This window comes from Ktedonosporobacter rubrisoli (genome assembly GCF_004208415.1).
Classification (GTDB): domain Bacteria; phylum Chloroflexota; class Ktedonobacteria; order Ktedonobacterales; family Ktedonobacteraceae; genus Ktedonosporobacter; species Ktedonosporobacter rubrisoli.
The window spans coordinates 1,149,205-1,166,334 of the sequence record NZ_CP035758.1; the positions used below are offsets into that span (position 1 = coordinate 1,149,205).

The window sequence follows — 17,130 nt, forward strand, 5'->3', positions numbered from 1 at the left end:
GCTTGAAATCAGACAATCTTTAGCAGGCGCAAAGCCTTCTACGCTATGCATCCGAGCAACTTTTTTTAGCCTTGGCTTGCTTCTTTCTCATTACCATGTTATATTGTTACCAATGTAACTTGATAACATTGAAAGGAGAGCATAGATGAGCCAGCCTGAAGAAAATAGCGCTCACCCCGAGCAAACCGTTCCTGTTGAGCGGGTGCAGATCGGCGCACGTATGGAGAAGAACCTCGTCAAGGTCCTTAAGGGCCTGGCAGAGTATTTTGACATCTCGCTTGGTGACCTGCTTGAGGGCATCGTTTTGCACGCCTTTGAGCAAAAGCATGCCTTCGGTGAGGAAACTCTCAAACGCATAGCTCAACTCAAAGAAGTCTATGGGATGAGCTATGACGCCAGCACCAGCCACCGCTTTCGCGAACAGAACGAGCCCGAATAGGCACTTTACGTCTCTCTTGTTCGCTATCCATTTAGCATAGAAAGGAAGCTACTCTTATGTCAACATTTGTTGCGCAGCGCATTACCCGAGCGCATACAATTCAGCTACCAGGTACGCTGGAAAAGGTATTTCCGCTCTTCGAGCCACTTGGTGAAAAGCTCTGGGCCGAGGGCTGGGACCCGACAATGCTCTATCCCTCTTCTGGCTTGACCCAGGCTGGCGCTGTTTTCACGACCCAACATCCCGACACAAAGATCTGGACCACTATCGTCTATGAGAAAGCGCAGGCCCACGCCACCTACTTCAACGTCCTGCCCCATTCACATACAAGCTGGATCAATGTACGTTGCGAGCGCAGCGGAGCACAAGAGAGTCAGGCCCATATCACCTATACGCTAACAGCGCTCACGCCGCTGGGCAATGACTACCTTGCAACCTTCACCCAGGAATATTATCAGGGCTATATTGACTCCTGGCAAAGCTCCATCTCCCGCTACTTGCTTCACGGGCAAACGCCCTCGCACTGACAGCATGGGCAGGGAAAAAGCTAAGTTCCGCTATTTGCTCAAGTAGTGTCTCTTGCGAGTTCTCGCAGTTTCGGAGATAGGCCTAAAAACCTATCTCCGAAAAGTTTCAGCCTGCGCCGTGTGTCGGGTCAGAGGTTTATAAAAGGTTGCAGCCTTTTATGACTGATGTTCAAGCGAAGAAAGCAATTTGCTGAGGAGGGCAGCGAGGGTACGCTGTTCCTCCTTGGAAAGAGCCTTGAGGATGTGCTCCTCATTAGCCACATGCGTGGGCAACGCAGTATCAATAAGCTCGCGGCCCTGCTCGGTCAATTCAACGAGAATGCCCCGCCGATCTTCCGGGTCAGGAACGCGCCTCACCAGGCCCTTCTCCTCCAGGCGATCAATGCGATTGGTCATCGTTCCCGAGGTTACCATCATCGAACGAAAGAGCGTGCTAGGCGAGAGCCGATAGGGCGCGCCAGAGCGACGCAAGGTGGCCAGCATATCAAAGCTCCAGCGATACAAGCCAAACTGCATAAAGACAAGTTCCAATTCCTTGTCCATGGTGAGTGCCAGCCGGGATATACGGCCAATAATCCCCATTGGCGAGGCATCCAGATCGGGGCGCTCAGCAGCCCATTGGGCTAAAACAGTACTTACATGATCCTCATTTGTCATGATTATATTATATCTTAATGCCAAGTATCTTGACAACCTCATTGCGACAGGCTATAATCTCGTCATCATGTATCTTTATATCAAGATTAATGACAGCGAGATGAATAATTGACATTCACCTCTAGCCTGAAACGGATTGTTTACCTATGTCAAAGTCTACAAAAACGCTTGTCATTGTCGCGCTCATGCTGGTGCTGGCGCTGACAACCCTGGAAACTACCGTAGTAGCGACCGCCATGCCCAGCATTGTTGGGCAGTTGGGCGGCATCACGCTCTATTCCTGGGTCTTCTCGGCCTATCTCTTAACCTCTACTACATTCATGCCTCTATATGGCAAGCTTGCTGACCTCTATGGCCGCAGGATCTTACTCTACATCGGCGTCGGCATCTTCTTGATCGGTTCGGCGGCCGCTGGGCTCGCTCAATCTATGGAGCAACTGATCATCTATCGCGCTATACAGGGACTTGGCGCAGGAGCGATTCTGCCTCTCGTCCTGATTGTGGCTGCCGATCTCTCTGCCACGCAAGAGGAGCTTGCTAGCAAGCAAGGAGCCATCGGCGCGCTGTGGGGAATATCGAGCATTGCCGGTCCCTTGATTGGGGGCCTGATCGTTGATCACGCCTCCTGGCGCTGGATCTTCTTCCTCAATATCCCTCTGGGCCTGATTGCGCTGGTCGTATTGATTGTCACCTACAAAGAGCAGACAGTGCGTCAGAAGCACCAACTTGACTACCTTGGAACCATCTTGATTAGCGGCGCCATTCTTGCCCTCTTGCTGGCCTTGATCCAGGGAGGCACCTCCTGGGCCTGGACCTCGCTGCCGAGCATCGGCCTGTTCGCCATCGCCATCGTTGGCACGCTCGCCTTCATCTTTGTCGAGCAACGGGCGGCCGAGCCAATCATCCCGCTTGATCTCTTCAAGAAACGCGCCATTGCCCTGGCTTCGCTGGGCGGCTTTCTGCTGGGTGCGATTGTATTCGGTGTGACGACCTATGCCCCCCTCTTTATGCAAGCAGTGCAAGGTGGCAGCGGCACCGAGGCAGGTTTTACGCTCATTCCGTCACAGTTAGCCTGGTCGCTTGTCTCGGTCATGGCAGCCTTCTTCGTACAGCGCATGGGCTTTCGGCGCATGTTGCTGTTAGGCAGCCTGCTGATGGTGGCCGGCTGCATCATGGTGGCCTTCCTGCAGCGCCAAAGCGGCTTGGTCTTTGTGATTGCCGCCATGGTCGTCATGGGTCTTGGCTTCGGGCTTGCGAACACAGCCAATACGGTAGCCGTGCAGGTGGCAGCGCCCCGGTCTCTAGTAGGTGTTGCGAGCGCCTCGACCCAATTTGTAAGGCTGCTGGGAAGCACAGTAGGAATTGGCGTAATGGGCAGCGTCTTGAACGCTCAGATCGCCCAACGCTTCAACCCGATCGCGGCCTACGTGCCCGCCCTCGCGGAGCAGATGCACAAAGGGATTTCGCCAGCCGCGCTGCTGCTCACGCCTGAGCTACGTGCCCCATATCCGCTCGCATTGCTGGAGCAGCTCCGGGGAGCATTTATGCAAAGCCTCTTCTGGGTCTTTATACTCATGCTGGCCCTGGCTCTGATCATCCTGGTGCTGATGTTCTGGTTCCCGGCGGGCAATCTGGAGCCTCAAGAAGCTTCAAGCACTGCCCTGGAGGAGAAGAAAGCGGTAGCAGGGGGACTCAGTGGAGCAGAAGGTCAGTAAGCGATTTCGCAGGAAATTAACCCCTGGCAAGGCTGGCCGCCAGGGGTCCTTTCATGCTTTACCCACAATTATCTCAGCTGACCATTCCCAGCTGCGTGCTCTCCAGGCAGGTGGATCATGGCTCTGTTGGAAAAAGCGCGGCTCGTCAGCTTAGCCCGCGATCTGCAAGACGATGCGCCCGCGTCCATGACCCGTTTCGCTTAGCTCATGAGCCAATGGCGCCTCGTGCAACGCCAGGCTGCGCCCGATGGTGGCTCTGACCGAGCCCTCAGCCATTACTTGAGCAATGGCCTGCAGGAGACTCGTCGAAGGGAAGGGCATTGAGATCCAGTTTTGTGAGGCACGAATACCCAGCGCCCGCGCCATCTCCTGCGGTGGCTCCTCAAGAAGCGAGATCAGCACACCCCGGGCTTGACCACCTGCATAGAACGCTCTATATTCTCTCCCCCGACCGCCTCCAGTACCACATCCACGTCATGCGCTGCTTGCTCAACGGCTGTGGAAGTATAATCGATGACCGTCTCGGCACCAAGGGAGCGCACGAACTCGACATTAGCGCTTGAGGCTGTGCCAATAACGTGAGCGCCTTTCCACCTGGCAAACTGGACCGCGAAAGAGCCGACCCCGCCGGCCGCACCTTGAATCAATACGCGCTGACCGGCTTGAAGCTCCGCATTTTCAAAGAGTGCTGTCCAGGCCACGGTTGCCCCTCCCGAAATGGTCGCAGCTTCAGCGAAACTTAGCTGTTCTGGTTTGAGGGCCAGCGTCTCCGCAGCCACCGTCGTATATTCCGCGTAGGCTCCGTTATTGGTCCGCCCAAAGACCGCCTGCCCACGCTGGAAGGTGGTTATACCGGTGCCAACCGCCTCCACGACTCCGGCAAAGGTGCTGCCTGGAGTATAGGGAAAGGCTTTGGGATGAATTCCTCTGGCAAAACCCTGACGAATTTTCCAATCCATCGGCAACACTCCTGCTGCATGTACACGCACAAGTACCTCGCCCTCCTGCGGTACTGGACAGGGAATATGCTCAAGTTTGAGCTCTTCTGGCCCTCCATATTGAGAGACGCGTATTGCGCATATCATTTTATCTTTCATAAATATGATCCCCTTCTCCCTTTGAAGTCAACATATCAACAATTTGCTCGTGCTGAGCTGTTCAAAAACCGAATAAGAAACAAGAGGCCTGCACTGAGCAGTGTGACGACCAGCATTACACTGACAAAAGCCTGCACAGGTTCTCCGCTGAGTGTGGTGAAGAGGGAAAACAACAGGCCGATCAACGCTACCCCTAATCCGGCTGCCAGTTGTGATGCCGTTGTATAGATACCCGATGCACTCCCTATAGCGGAAGGAGTAATCTTTTCCAGCGTTTTGTTGATTAGAGGAGCACTGAGCAGGCCCATGCCGAATCCTGAGATGACTTGCGCCACCACGAGTGGAGCCAATCCCCACCAGGAGATCAGCACCTGCGCAACCAGGAGCGTAAGCAGATCGCTCAGTGACACCAGTATTGCCGCCACCGGCAGGCCACGCGCACCCAGGCGACGATGGATGATCGGTCCAAGGCTGGAAGCCAGGATAAAGGAAGCGCTTCCAGATAGAAACACAAGTCCTGCCTGTAGTGGGCTGAGATGCAACATTGTTTGCAAATAAATTGCCAGCAGGAACGCCACCGCGCCATTGAGGAAAGCTGCAAGCATACTCGTCAGAATACCAGCCGGGAAGCGACGGTGCCGAAAAAGTGCAAACGAGACAAGCGGCGTTTTCCCCCGTTTCGTTCTACTCATCTCATAGATGAGAAAGGCACCCAGGCACGGAATAGATAGCAGAAGACAGAGCAGAATCCATAGCGGCCAGCCGATTCCTTCTCCCAGCACAAGCGGAAAGATCAACAAGAAGAGCGCAAGCGTCAACAGCACCACGCCTCCGTAGTCCAGGTTCCCCGCTTCAGGCATCCGCAATTCAGGGAGCAGGAGCAAAGCTGCACAAAGCGCTATTATGCCAATGGGGAGATTGATCAGAAAGATAGTGCGCCAACCCAGATTGAAGAGATTGGCTTCCAATAGAAAGCCTCCAAAGACCTGCCCCAGAACAGCAGCCAGGCCGATGATAGCTGCATAGCTGCCAAAGGCCAGGGGACGTTCATCGGAATCAAAGCTAACCTGCAGAAAGGAAATCACCTGGGGCGTCATCAAAGCCGCAGTGGTGCCCTGGAGCACACGGAAGACGATAAGCAGCCAGGCACTAGGAGCCAGACTACAGAGAGCAGAGCAACATGTAAAGCTGCCCATCCCAAGTAAAAACCAACGCTTGTGCCCATAGAGATCTCCCAGTCGACCACCGGTGACGAGAAATACGCCATAAGCCAGGGTATAGCCAGCAATCACCAGTTGCACTTCAGCAAAGCTTGCATGCATTTGCCGCTGTATAGAGGGAACGGCCACATTGACAATACCACTATCAAGAACCCCCATCAAAGTCGCGCACTGCACGACGGCAAGCGTCAACCAGCGCCGTGGGTTACGCTGATGAGAGCTAGGTTCTGTTAAAGGTAAATCTGATGTTTCTATGCCTATACTCCTTTACTCGATCAGACAGACGACATTGTTGACAATACCATGTAAGGCCGGGACACACACGAGACTATCGGTCAGTATTATTCCTTTACGGATGTACAGAAATAGCATTACATTTATCAATAGATCCTACCTGTACTGGCATGGGCCAGGCTATTTAGCTCTGCTATTTAGCTCTGCTATTTAGCAGGATCAGGGGTTTGTTGGGGAAAGCGCGCGGCCCGAATATGCGGATTCAGGGTGAAGCCAAGCGCAACCAGGACCAGGATAATGGTGCCTAAAATGATGGTTGGTTGCACTCCCCAATATTGGAGCACGGCCCCGGTGCAAAGCTGACCAAGCGGATTGCTCAGACTGGTAAAGAGCCGGCAAGCTCCGATGACGCGTCCGCGCAAGGCTTCCGGGATCACGGCCAGGCGATAGCTAAAATAAGGCACATCCTCAAAAGGATCAACAAAACCGAGGCTTGTGTTGAGGAGTCCCAAGGCCAGGGGTTGCCCGAATAGATAGCAGGGCCAGAGCAGGGCAAAGAGCCAGCGTACCAGAATGATAGACTGCCCCACAGAAAGGAAACGCTGCGCCGCCGGGGCCAGGGTAGCACTGACGAGCGCGCCAACGCCCCCGCTGGCAAAGATTAAGCCGATCCAGATATCAGGCGTATGCGCAGCGCGCAATAATACTAGGGCGATCAGCGTTTCTCCGGGTACGACCAGGGCCGCCGCTATATTGAGCAGGTTCATAGCGCGTATTACTGGCTGCCGCCACATCCAGCGCAAGCCCTCACCTACCTCTTGCCAGAGATGACGCGCCTGCGCAGGTTCACGTACGGCTTGAAAGGGAATCCCAATAAAGAGCAGGCTCACCACCGAGATGACATAAGAGCAGGCATCAAAGAGAAATGGTAAGAGCCGCGCGACGGCAAAGAGCGGACCAGCCAGGGCGGGACCCAGGAGCCCGGTAATGCTCTCAGTAACCTCTTCCTGCGCCGTGGCAAGCATGAGATGCTCTTTACGCACGACCTGGGGCAGGCTGGAAACATAGGCAAGGCTGAAGAAGACCTGCAAGATACCTTCCAGGCTAGCATTGAGATAGAGCTGCCCGAGCGTCAGATGTCCCAGCCAGAGCGCCAAAGGAATGCTGAACAGGCTTAGCGCCCGCCCGCTATCGCATATGATCATCACCAGTTTGCGATTCCAGCGATCTACTAACGCGCCGGCAAACAGATAGAGAATATTCGGCAATGTGCGCAGCAGACCGGCCAGGCCGGCGGCTAAAGGCGAGCCAGTAAAGGATAATACTAGCCAGGGAAAGGCAATCAGCGAAATGCCTCCACCAATGCTTGATATGGTCTGACCGCTCCAGAGGAGTAGATAGTTGCGATTGCGCCAGAGCGAGCCGCGCGTCGGCCGCGCCTGAGTCGTCTCCTGTGTTTTCGACATACAGAAAATCCTTTCCAATAAAGCTTGTAGGGAATGAGAGATTGGAAAAGATCCGCACGCCGCTCAAGCGCGCGTAGTCGGCCTCACAGATAGACGAAGCAGATTATCAGGCAAGCATATGCCGGGCCGTGATTGCGCAAAAAATCAAGTACACGAGTGAGCAGCGAGGGATCTCACCCGGCACGAGAGCGGAAAGAATGAGGAGGAATTCACCCCAGCCAGAACAAGGCCCTGGACGGCTCGCGTCAGGCCTATGCTAGCAACGGGGCACCATAATTAGCCACGTAAGCTCAAGGTGCCGGGCTTACGTGGCAGAGATGTTTGTGCCGCGATTACGATTGCGGTGGATAAGCCATCCCGGATCGACTGTAACCCGGTCGGTGGCACTATACAGGAAGGTATTCATGCTTCAATCATAGATCCTTCAGCATGCACTGTCAAGCAAAGCAGAGATAATTTGATAGCAGCACTTGAGTACGGAGGCCAGCCTGCAGATCTTGAGTTTTATGCGCGCGGTGGCCCCTGGCGGATACGTTGGCGCATCTCCTCCAACGAATTGCGGCGCGTAAAGAAGCTTTCCAACCACCAGGTAGCACCTACCTCAGCATAAGGCGCCACGATTCGACGCGCCCGAGCAGGGTGCTCACCTGGCGTAATGCCAATCTTCACAATATCAAAAGGCTCAGCTGAGGTCCTGTGATCCCTAACATAGCTCTTGATCTGCTCAACATCATCTGGCTGCAAGCCGCCCCGCTTCAAAGGAACCACGCCATCCCAACGCGCGGCCCGCCTGAATGGAGCCTTGTTGGGCCAAAAGCCGGCCACCCAGATGGGAATGCGCGGCTGCTGCAAGGCAGGCGGCCAGAATACAGTCTTCTTGATACGATAGCGGCGCCCCTGATAGCTAAAGGCCTCACCCTTCCAGAGCCCTGTCAAAACTTCAAGGCCTTCATCCAATTTTTCGGCGCGTACCAGATCATCTGATTCCTGGCCAAAGGGGGCAAACTCAATTCTGGGAGGATGGCCCAGGCCCACCCCAAGGATCAAACGTCCGGAGGAAAGGTGATCAAGGGAAACCGTCTCGCGCGCCAGCTGCCAGGGATGGCGGCGTGCCAATGGCGTCACTACAGTACCGATCCGAATGCGCTCGGTCAGCATCGCTACTGCACTTAACGTAATCCACGGATCAACCATAGTCACCGGCGGCGAGGCCCGATAGAGGATATGATCCCAAAGGAAAAAGCCATCCCAACCGGCCTGCTCTGCCTCATGAGCAAGCGCGGCCAAGGCGCGTACACCAGTTTCATCGCCAAAGTTCGGAACATAGATGCCGTAATACATCCTGCGTTCTCCTGAACAACAACGTTTTTCGCTAGTATAGCAGCCTTTTCCAGCCAGCGCTTGTCAAAATTGCTGGTAATCTGGCGCTTAAACGTGGGCCAGCTTTTCGGGATTGGTTATGATCCAGATAGTCCGAATCAGGTCTTCCTCTACCTCAATGGCCAGGACGGAGAACGGTTTATTGCCATCGCGCAGAATCACGGCTAGCTGACCGTTGATCTCGCTCAGCTCAATACGATAATCCTTTGGCCAGAAGCGCGTAGACCTCGCGCTTACGCGCGCCACGGCCTCTCGCCCACGGATGGGGCGTATGACAGCTCTGGAAGTCTTGCCGCCTCCATCAGCCCACAGCGTCACATTCTCAGCGAGCAGATCCATCAAGGGCTCAATCTCGCCAGTTTGCACGGCCTGCGAATAACGGCTGAGCAGTTGTTGATGGATTTGCGGCGAGGCGGGAAAACGCGGCCGATGCTCGCGCAGATGGAGCTTGGCCCGACTAAAAGAGCGACGACAGGCAGCCTCAGTCTTCCCGAGCATAGATGCAATCTCGGTAAACTCGTACTCAAATATCTCACGCAAAAGGAAGACAGCGCGCTCAAACGGCTGCAGCTTTTCCAGCAAAACCATGAAGGCCAATGAGACCGATTCCTCAACCTCCACGCGCTCCTCGGGGTCCACGACTGGCATATCTGTCACATGGATTGGCTCAGGTAGCCAGGGCCCCACATAGACCTCGCGCTTCCTACGCGCAAGCTGAAGCTGATCCATGCATAAGCGCACAAGGATTGTAGATAGATAGGCTTTCAGCGAGTGAATGTCCTCCTCAGCTGCAGCCTGATAGCGAATATAGGTTTCCTGCACCATATCTTCGGCATCCATCGCGCTCCCTAGCATCCGATAGGCAATGGAAAAGAGGTAGGTGCGATAGGTCTCAAAGTTTTCCACCCTGGTCTACCTTTCGTCGAATCATTGACATATCGTACCTTCTTATGTTGCATTTTGCAAGCGAAACGCGAGGCGTTCTGGCCATATTGACCCTCTCATTCTATGCATAAAGCTTATTGATAGCATGAAATTATCGATCATCATAAATAAAGAGGGTTAAGGCGTTGTTTTTGGGACAGGCTAGCGCTCTCTTTTGCGCATGAGCTAGAGGAGGTAAGCAAAATTGTAGAGGCGAGATACCAAATAGCGGGCAAAGACAGAAAATAGGAAAGGAATGTGTATTTTAATCCAGCCTTTGTTGCAGCATCGTGTGCGGATAGACAGCCACTGGACACTCATAGCTCCCGTCAGGATTACTTTCTCCCTCGTTAACAGCTGCCTGGTACCCTTCTGCATAGGGCGGAAATTCCTCAGAAACAGCAGATATTATTGGCCCTCTCCACGCCAGAATATAATTTAGAGCCCTCATCAAAGGACGACGACAGACGAATAGTACACAAGAGAAAGCCAAAGTAAAGGTTAAACCAAACAAAAGAGTGTGAGGTGCAGGAAAGAGTAAAGAATACCACTCGACGAACTCCTGAGTATAACAGAGGCACAAGCCAAACAATACTGCCCAGATATATAGTCCCCAATAAACTACTTAATGCATTTTCTCAAAGAGCTTGTTCTATCTTTATAAGAGAGTGTCCTAACCACAAGAATCAGTAGCGGAAAGGAGATAAGCGCGAAAGCATAAGCCGAACCGAGGCGAGCTGAAGAAAGGCTTCTGAACTGGTGGTGAGCCCTTCGTAGTCGCGAGCTAAGCGGCGGAAACGGGTGAACCAGGCCAAGCTGCGTTCGACGACCCATCGTTTCCTTTGCACCTGAAAACCCGTCTTGGGCCGGGGCAGCAGAACCGGTTGGCCGTCCACGAGGATCCAGTGCTGATGGGACCTATTGTGAGCCTGTGGCACCAGTTCTGTGGTCCAGTGCAATCGCTGCGCAATCCAGTCGAGCAATGGTCCTGTATAGCCCTTATCCGCAAAGAGGTGGCACAGACGCGGGAAAGAGCGCGGCAACTGGCTGAGCAAGAGCCTGGCCCCCACGCGATCCACGATGTTGGCGGCATGCACTTTGACAGCCAGAAGGAAACCCTGCGTATCCACGAGCACGTGGCGTTTACGCCCATAGATTTTTTTTCCCCGCGTCGAAGCCCTTGTCGCTTCCTGGCACGGGAGCCGTTTTGATCGACTGGCTATCGATGATCGCAGCGCTGGGTTCCGGGTCCCGCCCCATCTGGGTGCGTACCTGTCGGCGCAGGTGGGCCATGATGGGCTCCCAAATCCCCGCCTGCGTCCAGATGCGGAAGTAGTGATGGGCCGTTTTGCCATTGGGCAGGTCGTGCGGCATCTGTCGCCATGAGCAGCCTGTGCGCAACACATAGAGGATAGCATTGACGATTTCTCGTCGCTCGTGAAGGGCCGTTGTGGCCTGGGCAGAGACTGCTGGGATGAACGGCTTGATCAGCTCCCATTGCGCATCGGTCAGATCCGACGGGTAACGTTTTCGCTTGATTGGCTCACACATCTTGGTTCGTTCCTTTCGAGTTGTGCTTTCGGCTGAACTCTCCTTTCTCTGAACTATCGGCTCATTGTTCTAGCTAGGACACACTCTAATAAATTTATTACAGAATTTGACCTACTACCCGAGGAAAGGATACAGCAAAGCGAAACAAAACAGTGTAGATCATCTATTATCTGGAATACTGCTAAGCAGTGATCCCGGCCTGACAGGGCTATTTAATTTTCCTGTTTTGCCCCACCCACCCGCCCGAGAAGGAGGGAAAATGGGGCACGCCCCATACCCCGGCAGAGGACTGGCTGTCCTCTGATCCTTGTCCTCCGGACAGGGATACCTCTCTCCCAGAGAGGGTGCCCTCTCCAGTGGAGAGGTATCTCCTGCTTCTCTAAAAACTAAATAGCCCTGCCGGCCTGAAGCTCAGACTTGACACCCCTGCGGCGCTATCTGTTAGAATATATTTGGATCTTCTATACCGTACGCACGCATCCGTGCTTAGACACGATCAAGAAAGGCCATGAGAGCATGCAGCTACCACACCTCGCACAATCTCTCTCTTTGATCGTGTTCACCATGCCTTCCCAGCATCATAACCCGGCACATCTCCCGGCCCAGGGGATTAGTGTGTCCATTTGCGGTAAGGTAGACGTGCGCTGAGCGCTAACGTTTCTTTCCTTCCACACTCAAGATACAGTTAACCAGCCCCGGCCTCGCTATTCCCTGGCATCTTCTTGCCTTCTTTCCAATATTGATTAACAAACGCATCCCAGACAGTTACTATTGTCCCATAACAGCATTTTACACATAAGGAGCAAAACGATTATATGACCCCAAATGACTCTTTCCGTCGCGAGCTGGGCAATGGCCTCATCATGCGCTGGTCTACAGCCGAAGATATCGAGGGCATCGCTACCCTGCATGCTATGGTCCACCGTCAGAGCCCTGAAGATCCGCCCAATGCAGATTACCTTACAGCTATACAAGCTCTGATGAACGGCGATTATCCCGTTATGGGCCCCAACGACTTCGGCCTCATTGAGGATACCAGCAGGGAAGGAAACCCCGTTGTTGCCACTACCTGCCTCTGGCAGCATACCTGGGCCTATGAGGGAATTCCCTTTGGCGTCGGGCGCCCTGAGGCTGTGGCTACCGACCCGGCCTATCGCCATCGCGGGCTCGTACGTGCGCTCTTCGAGATGGTCCACGCCAGAAGTGAGGCCCGTGGAGATCTGGTCCAGGCCATTACTGGCATCGCCTACTTTTATCGGCAGTTCGGTTATGAATATGCGCTCGAATTAGAGGATCGGCGCTCCACTCCTCTGGCCCTGATTCCCCAGGCTAAAGAGGGTAAGTCCGAGCCCTTTAGCTTGCGCGAGGCGACCGCTGCTGACATCCCTGAGATTGAGCGGCTCTACTACCGGCGTCAGAGCAGTTCCATCGTCTGGTCCCTCCCAACGCGCGAGCAGTGGCTCTATGAAATCGAGACCTGGAAAAGACATCCCGAGCTGAGGCACACCCTCAACTTCCAGATGATTCTTAACGAGTTTGGTCAAACGATTGGCTTTGTGGCTTGCGATGCCTATCGGCGCGACACAACGCTCGGCGTCTGGCTGCTAGAGCTCGCCGAAGGCGTGAATATGCAGGCAGTCATGCCCTCACTTTTACGCGCCCTGCAGGCCATAGCCTTGAGCACCGGACTGGCCAAACCCAACCAACCGGCCTTGCAGGAACTCAGTTTCTCGTTAGGCACGACCCATCCCATTCATGAAGTACTGGGTGACGCGCTAGATCGGCCCAAAGAGCCTCCTTACGCCTGGTATATGCGCGTCAAGGATCTGCCGGGCTTCCTTAGACATATCGCTCCCGCCCTGGACAAGCGCTTAGCCGCCTCACCCATGGCCGGCTATACCGGCGAAATCAAGCTTGATTTCTATCGCGGCGGCCTGCGCCTGGTCTTCGAGCATGGCAGCCTGCGCAGCGCAGAGGATTGGCGCGTACCCATCTACGGTTCCGAGGGAGATGCTGGTTTCCCTCCAATGGTCTTTTGGCAAGTGCTCTTTGGCCATCGCAGCATTGGAGCTTTGCGCCACATATTCCCGGACATCTGGGTCAGCCACGAAGCCGGCCTGGTCCTCAAGGCGCTCTTCCCCACGCGACCATCATACGTACTTGCAGGGAACTGAGCCCTTGCTAAGGTTCGCTGTTTTGTCTATGAGTCGGGCCGCGGTGAGATATCCGGTAGAGAATTGGCCTGAGAGGGCGAGGTAATCCAACACCTTCAGTTTGGCGTAGAAGAGTACAGAAAGGAGATTCACGATGGCTCAATATAGCATTGGACGCCTCTTTGCCTTAGTAATTGGCATAATCTTCCTAGCTGTAGGTCTTCTCGGCTTTATTCTCAATCCGACCGCAGGTGCTCTGCTGGGGATATTCGCCGTCAACATCGAGCACAATCTTATTCATGTACTCGTTGGCATCCTGGGCATCGCTGCTGCCTTTACAGGAAAATCGCGCCTATATGCTCAGGCGCTCGGTATTGTCTATCTACTCGTAGGCATTTTGGGTTTCATTCCTGGGCTGGCCCCTGATGGTATGCTGCTGGGGTTGGTTCATATCAATCTTGCCGACAATTTACTACACTTGATTGTTGGTGGCCTGGCGGCTATCATCGGGTTCTCGACTCTCAGCAAGCAGCCAACTCCAGCACTTCAGCGCAGTTAGCTTCTCTAGCCAGGGCATTTTGCTAAACATGGTACGGCGATGGATTTTCCATCGTCGCTCCAGTTGAAAGCATCGCAAAGACCTCCACTCCGGATCAACACCCACCTCTTGTACGCTGGGATGGAGGGTGAGTACTGAAAATCACGCTCCCATAAAGCACCCCACCTGCTACCTGGAAGGCACGCAGAGGAACTCAAACACCCAGCGCACAGAATTATCCCACTTGACAGCCCCGCTTATCCCTTCTATACTTATAACCGAACGTTCGGTTGAAAAGGTGAAGCAATGTCAAAACAAGCTATCCAGAATGCAGCTCTGCTTCTCTTTGCCAGGCAGGGCTATGAAGGAACATCTATCGCGGATATAGCGCAGCAAGTGGGCATTCATAAATCGACAGTGTACGCCCATTTTGTCAATAAGGAAGCCTTGTTTCTTGCAGTTGTTGATGAGGTGTTGCAAAGCTATACGGAGAGCCTCGAACAGATGGTTCCTCCTTCTTTCCGAGACAGGCCGGTACAAGAGCAACTCTATGCAATCTTACGTGAGAGCAGCAGCATTTATCGGGCTGATGCGCCGAGAGTAGCATTATATAGGCGAGCGGTATTATTCCCGCCTCCTGCCCTCAGAGAGCAGATCCTTGAGCGGTTTGCACCCTTTGATAGAAAGATCACAACGCTCTTTACCAGCATTCTTGAGCAAGGGCTGGCTAATGGTGAACTACGTCAAGCTCCTCTCCTCGATCTGGTTGCCGCGTATAATTGTCTCTTTGATGGATTATTTATGGAGTTCTTCTATTATCCACAAGAGCAGTTTGAAGAGCAGCTGGAACGAGCCTGGCGCTGCTTCTGGGCAGGCGTTGCCAGGGAGCAATGAAAGAGCCTTTGCATCCTAGTTCAGGCCAAATAGTCTCCCGGCAACAAAGGAATAAGCAAGCAACTTTAAAGTTGAGTCTAAAGGAGAATCGCCGTGTAAAATTTAGCAGGAACTATCTTATGAACTGCCAGGGCAAGAGAGCATATCCCTGCTATGCTGAGAAGCGAGCTAGCAATATAACTACGAATATTTGTGTCTCTCAGTAGTTCTTGCCAACCTGCATGCAACAAAACTTCCCTTTGCTCGATCAGCTCGTCTTGCTTGATGGGTAGAGAGTGTTTTGCTGTACTTGCAGAGAAGAGGTGTAGCAAGTTCGTTCTCTTGCCCGTACATCAGCCGGTACTTTCAGGAGGTATTCTGTATGTCCAGGCCTACTATTTCTCACAAAATCCTTTTAACCATCTTTATTTGTCTTATGGTACTGTTAGTCGTAGCCTGTGGAGAAGCATCTCCACAGATAAATGATGGGAAGTCTCCTACTGCGCCCGCCAAAGACCAGACCTTGCGTTATCCAATCGGGTCGATAGATTTTGGCTCTTTGGACCCGGCCCTGGCCTATCAGACCATAGATAGCTACACGGTAAGGATGATCTATACAGGTCTGATATCAATCCAGGACAATGGCATGGTGATCGATCAGCTGGCTTCTTCGCATCATATCTCTTCAGATGGATTAACCTATACTTTCGTGCTCAAGCCCAACTTGAAGTTCAGCGATGGCACTTCCCTGACAGCGCAGGATATCGTCTACAGTATCGATCGGGCATTATCGCCAGCTACTAAATCGCCAACAGCCTCTTTCCTGGAGCCCATGAAGGATTGGAATAAGATGGTAACTGGCAAGGTCAAAACCCTGATTGGGGATAGTTTGTTTGCCAAAGATGATCATACAGTTGTTATTGTGCTGGACCACCCTGCCGCCTATTTTCTGACAACCTTTGCGATGGATACGACATTAACTGTAAACAGGAAACTTATCGAGAAATATGGCAGCAAGTGGACCGATCATCTGCAAGAAGGGGCGGAAACAGGTCCCTTTATGGTCCAAAACTACGACCATAACCTGGGCCTGACACTGGTTCCTAATCCCTACTACTCCGGCCCCAAACCCCAACTGCAAAAGATTGAAATGCTACGTTCTGGTAGTACAGACGCCAGCTTTAAGACCTACCAGACGGGACGGCTCGATTACTCTGAGGTTCCCCCTATCCAGCTCTTAAAAGTAAAGGGCCAGAAAGATTATCGCTCTATCCCTGCGCTAGCTATCGCATATGTCACGATGAACTATCTGGCCAGGCCATTTGATAACATTAAGATACGTCAGGCCTTTGCGCTGGCAATTAATAAGGATCTGATCGCACAGAATGTCTTGCATAACTCGGCGCTAGCGACAAATCATCTGGTGCCCGCCGGTATGCCAGGCTATAACGCAGCCTTAGTTGGCCCTGATGGTTCAGCAAGTACGCGAGGGAACGTAGCCAAAGCCAAACAACTATTGCAAGAAGGTATGCAGGAGGCGGGCTACAGCAGCGTCAGTCAACTCCCCCCGATTAAGCTTACCTATGCAGCCGACTCTGAGGTTAACGCAAGTGTTGCCGCAGTACTCATGCAACAATGGCAAACGATATTAGGGATCACTATAAAAACTGACGTGATCAGCGATAATATCCTGACGCAAAAGATTCTCGATAGTACTGGGAATGCGGGACCTTTACAGATCTGGTTCACAGAACTGGGAAACTATGCTGATCCGCAAGGCTGGCTCAGTTTTGATTTTGGGAAAGGGGCTTCTTTCAACAATATGAACTATGGACAGAACAAGAGTAGCACTGCCACAGCCCAGCAGGCAGTTCAGGATGAGTTGCAAAAAGCTGATATCAATCTCGACTTCACGGCGCGTATGCAGCAGTACAACGATGCAGAGCAGAAGCTGGTCAATGATGTGGCCTGGCTCCCTCTCTATCAAGAGAAATACCATACAGTGATCAATCCCAAATTGCATAATTTCCCTCTCAATCCTTCAGGGATCGTCGCCCCTGACGATTGGAGCAAAGTCTACTTTGGGCAATAAGATTCAGTAGCCCGGCTCAAAACTCACAGGATGTAGCCCACTCCCGGCTTAACAAGATGGGCTAATAAAACAGTAAACATTAAAGTGGGATTGAGATAGGTCCAGGACATCTCAATCCCACTTTGTACTTCATAGTTAAGATGGTCAAGCGCAAATCGCTTGACTGCATAATTAGCCGGCAGTATCTCAGTTCTAGCCCTTGACTGCCCAATCTTTAGATGCTCCGTTTGAAGAGGTGGTCGGAGCATCTAGTTTTCGCTCACT

16 protein-coding genes are annotated in these 17,130 nt (G+C 53.0%); 7 read left to right on the forward strand and 9 right to left on the reverse strand.

Annotation, left to right across the window (positions count from 1 at the left end; all coding sequences use genetic code 11):
* The first annotated feature begins 145 nt into the window (after nt 1–145).
* Entirely contained in the window at nt 146–439 is a 294-nt protein-coding gene (locus EPA93_RS05310) for a hypothetical protein (RefSeq protein ID WP_129886049.1), read from the forward strand.
* A gap of 56 nt (nt 440–495) precedes the next feature.
* Complete coding sequence (locus EPA93_RS05315) at nt 496–966, forward strand: hypothetical protein (protein WP_129886050.1); 471 nt, start codon at nt 496–498, stop codon at nt 964–966.
* 156 nt (nt 967–1,122) lie between these two features.
* Here the strand turns inward: EPA93_RS05315 and EPA93_RS05320 are convergent, their stop codons facing one another.
* Nucleotides 1,123–1,623 carry a MarR family winged helix-turn-helix transcriptional regulator gene (locus tag EPA93_RS05320; protein ID WP_129886051.1) on the reverse strand — a complete coding sequence of 167 codons (501 nt, stop codon included), beginning with the start codon at nt 1,621–1,623 and terminating at the stop codon, nt 1,123–1,125.
* A gap of 146 nt (nt 1,624–1,769) precedes the next feature.
* Between EPA93_RS05320 and EPA93_RS05325 the strand changes: the two genes are divergently transcribed.
* Complete coding sequence (locus EPA93_RS05325; RefSeq protein ID WP_129886052.1) at nt 1,770–3,338, forward strand: MDR family MFS transporter; 1,569 nt, start codon at nt 1,770–1,772, stop codon at nt 3,336–3,338.
* Between the two features lie 150 nt (nt 3,339–3,488).
* Here the strand turns inward: EPA93_RS05325 and EPA93_RS49525 are convergent, their stop codons facing one another.
* From EPA93_RS49525 to EPA93_RS05355, 7 genes are all read right to left on the reverse strand, one after another.
* Nucleotides 3,489–3,740 carry a zinc-binding dehydrogenase gene (locus EPA93_RS49525; protein ID WP_242527324.1) on the reverse strand — a complete coding sequence of 84 codons (252 nt, stop codon included), beginning with the start codon at nt 3,738–3,740 and terminating at the stop codon, nt 3,489–3,491.
* On the reverse strand, nt 3,734–4,435 hold the full coding sequence (locus EPA93_RS05330) for an NADP-dependent oxidoreductase (protein ID WP_242527326.1): 702 nt from the start codon (nt 4,433–4,435) through the stop codon (nt 3,734–3,736). The genes EPA93_RS49525 and EPA93_RS05330 overlap by 7 nt, the downstream gene beginning before the upstream one ends.
* Before the next feature lie 35 nt (nt 4,436–4,470).
* Nucleotides 4,471–5,814, reverse strand: coding sequence for an MFS transporter (locus tag EPA93_RS05335; RefSeq protein WP_129886053.1), 1,344 nt, complete (start codon nt 5,812–5,814; stop codon nt 4,471–4,473).
* A 281-nt stretch (nt 5,815–6,095) separates the two neighbouring features.
* Complete coding sequence (locus EPA93_RS05340; RefSeq protein WP_129886054.1) at nt 6,096–7,355, reverse strand: MFS transporter; 1,260 nt, start codon at nt 7,353–7,355, stop codon at nt 6,096–6,098.
* 504 nt (nt 7,356–7,859) lie between these two features.
* Complete coding sequence (locus EPA93_RS05345) at nt 7,860–8,696, reverse strand: LLM class flavin-dependent oxidoreductase (RefSeq protein ID WP_129886055.1); 837 nt, start codon at nt 8,694–8,696, stop codon at nt 7,860–7,862.
* Nucleotides 8,697–8,783: 87 nt separating this feature from the next.
* The gene (locus EPA93_RS05350; RefSeq protein WP_129886056.1) at nt 8,784–9,641 is read right to left on the reverse strand and encodes an RNA polymerase sigma-70 factor; all 858 of its coding nucleotides are present in this window, start codon (nt 9,639–9,641) and stop codon (nt 8,784–8,786) included.
* A gap of 704 nt (nt 9,642–10,345) precedes the next feature.
* Nucleotides 10,346–11,210, reverse strand: a protein-coding gene (locus EPA93_RS05355) for an IS5 family transposase (protein ID WP_242527276.1) whose coding sequence is annotated in 2 segments (ribosomal slippage) — nt 10,346–10,825 and nt 10,827–11,210 — 864 coding nt in all. Because the reading frame shifts where the segments join, the coding sequence is not laid out codon by codon here.
* Between the two features lie 815 nt (nt 11,211–12,025).
* Here EPA93_RS05355 and EPA93_RS05360 point away from each other — a divergent pair.
* The 4 genes from EPA93_RS05360 to EPA93_RS05375 all read left to right on the forward strand — a co-directional run bounded on the left by EPA93_RS05360 (nt 12,026) and on the right by EPA93_RS05375 (nt 16,866).
* Nucleotides 12,026–13,384: a GNAT family N-acetyltransferase gene (locus EPA93_RS05360; RefSeq protein ID WP_129886057.1), complete on the forward strand. Its 1,359-nt coding sequence runs from the start codon at nt 12,026–12,028 to the stop codon at nt 13,382–13,384.
* A 133-nt stretch (nt 13,385–13,517) separates the two neighbouring features.
* The gene (locus EPA93_RS05365) at nt 13,518–13,922 is read left to right on the forward strand and encodes a DUF4383 domain-containing protein (protein ID WP_129886058.1); all 405 of its coding nucleotides are present in this window, start codon (nt 13,518–13,520) and stop codon (nt 13,920–13,922) included.
* Between the two features lie 285 nt (nt 13,923–14,207).
* Nucleotides 14,208–14,795: a TetR/AcrR family transcriptional regulator gene (locus tag EPA93_RS05370; protein ID WP_129886059.1), complete on the forward strand. Its 588-nt coding sequence runs from the start codon at nt 14,208–14,210 to the stop codon at nt 14,793–14,795.
* A gap of 361 nt (nt 14,796–15,156) precedes the next feature.
* The gene (locus tag EPA93_RS05375; RefSeq protein ID WP_129886060.1) at nt 15,157–16,866 is read left to right on the forward strand and encodes a peptide ABC transporter substrate-binding protein; all 1,710 of its coding nucleotides are present in this window, start codon (nt 15,157–15,159) and stop codon (nt 16,864–16,866) included.
* 23 nt (nt 16,867–16,889) lie between these two features.
* Here the strand turns inward: EPA93_RS05375 and EPA93_RS05380 are convergent, their stop codons facing one another.
* Entirely contained in the window at nt 16,890–17,114 is a 225-nt protein-coding gene (locus EPA93_RS05380) for a hypothetical protein (RefSeq protein ID WP_129886061.1), read from the reverse strand.
* Between the last annotated feature and the right edge of the window lie 16 nt (nt 17,115–17,130).